This window comes from Phyllobacterium sp. (assembly GCF_037994405.1).
Taxonomy (GTDB): domain Bacteria; phylum Pseudomonadota; class Alphaproteobacteria; order Rhizobiales; family Rhizobiaceae; genus Phyllobacterium.
In genome coordinates, this window is the sequence record NZ_JBBNAN010000183.1 from 1 (window position 1) to 4,952 (window position 4,952).

Here is a 4,952-nt window from a genome sequence, read left to right on the forward strand (position 1 = left end):
GTTCCGGACGCCCCCGCTCTACATGTTCGAAGGCGACCGGATCGAAGTTGGGATCACGGGCATCGGTACCCTGTCGAACCCCATCGCAAACGCGAATTGACGGTTTGCGGGGCGCGGTCGACACGCCGCGCTCCGCAGCAGGGAGGCAGACTGCGTCAGGAGGATAACGTGGCAATCAACGCTTTGGGATATATCGGCATTCGCTCGGACAAGCTGTCCGACTGGAGTGATTTCGCCGGCGGGCTGCTGGGCATGCAGCGCATCGACCGCTCGTCGCGGGAGCTGGCCTTCCGCATGGACGACCGGATGCAGCGGCTCTTCATCATGAACGAGCCGGGCGAGACGCTTTCCTGCATGGGCTGGGAGGTGGAGTTCGAGAGCGACCTCGACCATTACGCCGCGCGTCTCGAGAAGGCCGGAACGCGAGTCCGCCATGCGACCCGCGCTGAATGCGACCGGCGTTTCTGCGCCACCGTGGTCATGTTCGACGATCCGATGGGCAACCGGATGGAACTCATCTGGAAACCGATGGTCGCTTCCGATCCGTTCGTGCCGGGACGGCCGATTTCCGGCTTCAAGACCGGCCCCTATGGCATGGGCCATGCTGTACTTCATGTCAGGGACATCGAAATCATGATGCCCTTCTATCGGGACAATCTCGATTTCCACGTCAGCGATTTTGGCCTCCAGCCCTACGGCCTTTACTTCTTCCACGTCAATAATCGCCATCACAGCTTTGCCATGGTCGGTTCGGGCGGGCAGGGTTTCCACCATTTCATGATCGAGTTCGGCAATCTCGATGATGTCGGACAGGGGTATGACATCGCCACGCAAAGCGAAGATTGCGTTGCCTATACGTTGGGCCGGCACACCAACGACTACATGACATCGTTCTACGCGAACTCTCCCTCGGGCTTTTTCGTGGAGAACGGCTGGGGTGGCCGGATCATCGATCCCGCGACGTGGGAACCGCGCCAGACCTCCGACGGACCGTCCTTCTGGGGACATGAACGCCTCTACCTAACCGAGGAGGGCGGCAGGAAACGCCTGCGCGACATGCGCATGGACGCGGCGGCCCGGGGCATCCAGGCGCCGCCGGTCGCGGATTGTCCGTGGCTGTTCAGCGAACTCACGCGCTCCGGCCACTGATGCGTCCGCATTCACATATGGAGGGACCAGACATGACAAACGAGATCAAGCACTACGACGTCGTCATCGTCGGCTGCGGCCCGGTCGGAGCGACTCTTGCGCACATCCTGGCGCAAGCCAATGTCCGCGTGCTGCTGCTCGATCGGGAAAACGCCGCCTATCATCTTCCACGCGCCGTCCATTTCGATGACGAGGTAATGCGGACGTTTCAGCAGATCGGGATCGCCGAGGAACTGGAGGCCGTGTGCCGCCTCAACGTCGGTATGCGCTTCGTCGATCCCGATGGCGCCGTCCTTCTGGATTGGCCGCGCCCGGCCGAGGTGACGGCCCTGGGTTGGCATTCCAGCTATCGCGTCCACCAGCCGGATCTCGAGCGCATCCTGCGCGATCGCTTGCAAGGCTCTGCCTGCGTGACGATGCAATCGCGATGCGAAGCCTTCTTCATCGAGCAGGACGAGGAAGGGGTCGACCTGCGCTACGAGGACATGAGCTGCGGTCGCATAAGGCGCGTGCGCGCCCGCTATGTCGTGGGCTGCGACGGCGCGCGTTCGTTCGTTCGCCGTTTCATCGAAACCGGCATGGAAGATCTCGGATTCCACGAACGGTGGCTTGTCGTGGACGTCCTGCTGAAGCGGGAGAAGCCAGAGCTCGGCGATTGGTCTCTCCAGCATTGCGATCCCGCCCGCCCCTCGACCTATGTTCGCGGACCGAACAACCGGCGTCGGTGGGAACTGACCGTGCTGCCGGATGAGGACAGCACCGTGATCGCCCGCCCGGAAAACGTCTGGCCGCTTCTCTCGAAATGGGTGACGCCCGAAGAGGCAGACATCGAACGCACGGCCGTCTACTGGTTCCATTCCCTGGTTGCCGACGAGTGGCAGCGCGGGCGTTTGTTGGTCGCAGGTGACGCGGCCCACCAGACGCCGCCCTTCATGGGGCAAGGCATGTGCGCCGGCATCCGTGACATCGCCAACCTCGGCTGGAAGCTGATCTGCTGTCTGCATGCCGGACACGATCCCGCACTTCTTGACACATACGCCACTGAGCGTCGGGAAAACGCCCGCACATTCATCGCAACGGCAGTCAGGCTTGGCGGCCTGATCAACACGCAGGACCCGCGTTCCGCCCTCACTTCTGCCTTCCCCAGAGCGGAAGGCGGCGCGAAAATGGAGTCGCTTTATCCGCCAATCGGCGCCGGTCTTCTGGACCGCCCCGCTCCGCTTTTCGGACAGCCGGTCATGCGGGACGGGACGCTGGCCGACGATGTCGCCGGCTATGGCTTCTCCTTTCTGTTCGCGGATTCCTTCCTGGCTGGTCTCGATAGGCAGCTCATGGAGCAGGCCCAGCGCAAGGGAACCATCTTGCGCGTCTCGCAAACAAGGGATGGTGCCGTCCATCTCGCCGGAGCGGCCGCCGCTGTCATTCGGCCGGACCGCTACCTTCTGGCGAAGGTCAACTCCCCGGAGGAGCTGGCATCGGCGCTCAAACTCATCCCAGACAGGGTCGGCGCCGAAACGACAAGGCTGCGCAACATCGCCTGAGAGGCGTGAAGGTAACACTTTCGATCTTGGTCTCCCCATATGATATGGTCGTCTGCCGGCGGGGGTAGGACCCGGCGGGTCGGGATCGCGTATTGGTGCCGCTTCCTTGCGACTGTCGGCGAGCGGAGGAGAACATCGGAACATGCTGAAGACGAAGGGCAATGAAGCCCAAGGCGGTGTGCGCGCTCTGGTGCGCGGGCTTGCTGTGTTACGCGAAGTAAACCTTCTCGGAGCGGCGCGTCCGGGTGAAATCGCGACCAGGCTCGGTCTCCCGCGCCCGACCGTATACCGCCTGCTCCAGACCCTTGAGGAGGAAGGGTTGGTCGTGTTTTCCTCCACCAACAATCGGGTCCGTGTCACGCGCCTTGCGGCCAGCCTCGGCGACGGCTCGGCCGCGATGTCCGCCCTCTGTCAGGCCGCGGGCCCGCTATTTTCCGAATACTTAGCGAAAATCGTCTGGCCGCTCGACCTGAGTATCTACGAAAGCGCGGCGATGGTGATTCAGGAAACCACGCACGGGCGCAGCCCGCTGTCTGTCGACAGGGGCATGATCGGTTACCGTATGCCCGTCCTCAGGACGTCGGCGGGGCGGGCTTACCTCGCGTTCATATCCGATGAGGAGCGCAGGCTTATCGTCGAGCATATCCGGCGGCTCGCTGTGCCTGAGGATCTTTCATTTCTGGAAGCCATCGATCTGAGCGATCTGCTGGCCGATATCCGGGCGAAGGGCTATGCCACACGCGAGGCAGGCGAATTCCGACCCAATACGTCGTCTATTGCAGTACCGGTGAAGCTGGACGGTGCAACGACAGCATGCGTCTCGATCATATGGATCCGGTCCGCTCTCTCGATCAAAGAGGCGACGAGCAGATACGTGGAACCGTTGATGGAGATTGCCGATAGGCTGTCGCGGCCGTAGGAGCGAGCAGCCCGGTTCCACCGAGGGCATCTCGCACACTCATGCTCGGCTGGTGAACACGGCAATTTCGGTGCTTCGCGCTGAGGAGTGGTTGCAACTCCTCCTGGACGGCATTGGAAGAGGGGTAATTGCTGGTGGTTCATCGCAGTTTGCGGCCGTCGCCGTTTGTCCTGGCGGCAGTCGCTCACGAATACGAAGTTCGCCGTACCGGATGCGCCGTTCGCGCATCGCTGCTACGGCCACAAATGGTTCGGAGCGGACGGCAACGAGCTGAGGCGTTCGACGAACTGATTCAAGAGGTCTTTCAGGCATGGGTCGCGTGCTTCGACGTATGCGGGTTCTAGTAAAGGCGGTTTGGGCTTGAACAACGAGCACACGTGAGCTTCCGGCTCCCGAACTCTTGTGCGAAACCGTATTACCCCAGAGAAATTGCCGGTCTCATCCAGCTGGCCTGGCGCTTTCTCCGCTTCCAGCAGTATAGCGCCCTGGCGCAATGGTTCCAGAAGCGGACCGAGGATGATCGGGGCGGCACGCGCAAGACCATGATCGTGGGATCCTGGCGCTGGCGCGCCGTCTGCTCATCGCGCTCTGGCGCATGGCCACCAAGGGCGAGATCCCGCAAAGCGTCGCATTGCGGGCGGCTACGTAGCAAATAAGAGAGGAACAACTATCGGAGCCAGGGCGCCAATCGCGCCGGGTTCCCAACGATCCGAGGCGGTGGCGAACCGGCTTGGCACATGGGCTTGGTTAGCACCGTGTTTAAGAATGGTCCCGCCGCCCCGGAGCCTGCTCGCGATGCGCATTACTGCATCATGGCTGTGTCCGAGCACCCGCCGCATACAAGTACGCGAGAGCATGTCTCGCACCTGGCAGGCTCCCCTCTGCATCGACGTCCGCGATAGCGCTGTCATGAATGGAACAGCGGCCCCAAACGCAAATGAGGCCATGAATGGATGCAAAAAGACCGTTGACAAAAACATTCCCATACAAGTGCAGTGCGACCCCGGGGTGTTTGGCGAGACTATCGGTCGAAACACATCGCCAGCCGAGTTTCTCTGCCATCACGAGCGCCACCGTTGATTTCCCGACACTGGACGAGCCGCCGATCAGAAAACCCTAAGATTGGGGTCAATCCGTTTATTCAATGGCCTATCCTTGTTTAAGCTCCAAAAGGTTGGCAATTCTGGTTGCATCCGATCATTCGCCGTGAATAAGCACCGGTGGTGGCCCTGCTCAGACTTGGAAACGGCCACGAACTCAGAGACGTAGAAGCAGTACTCGCAGGGTCAAGCACTTATGCTTATTCACAGCAAATCACGGCGAACCAATGCGATGATTTCGAC

At 61.3% G+C, this 4,952-nt stretch carries 3 protein-coding genes; all 3 read left to right on the forward strand.

Features of this window, described 5'->3' with window-relative positions:
- Positions 1 to 168 precede the first annotated feature (168 nt).
- The 3 genes from AAAC48_RS10590 (at position 169) to AAAC48_RS10600 (ending at position 3,609) form a co-directional block, all read left to right on the forward strand.
- Positions 169 to 1,149 (forward strand): VOC family protein, encoded by a 981-nt coding sequence (locus tag AAAC48_RS10590; RefSeq protein WP_340654137.1) that lies wholly within the window; start codon positions 169 to 171, stop codon positions 1,147 to 1,149.
- A 32-nt stretch (positions 1,150 to 1,181) separates the two neighbouring features.
- Positions 1,182 to 2,690 carry a bifunctional 3-(3-hydroxy-phenyl)propionate/3-hydroxycinnamic acid hydroxylase gene (locus AAAC48_RS10595; protein ID WP_340654138.1) on the forward strand — a complete coding sequence of 503 codons (1,509 nt, stop codon included), beginning with the start codon at positions 1,182 to 1,184 and terminating at the stop codon, positions 2,688 to 2,690.
- A 142-nt stretch (positions 2,691 to 2,832) separates the two neighbouring features.
- On the forward strand, positions 2,833 to 3,609 hold the full coding sequence (locus AAAC48_RS10600) for a DNA-binding transcriptional regulator (RefSeq protein ID WP_340654139.1): 777 nt from the start codon (positions 2,833 to 2,835) through the stop codon (positions 3,607 to 3,609).
- The last annotated feature ends 1,343 nt before the right edge of the window (positions 3,610 to 4,952 follow it).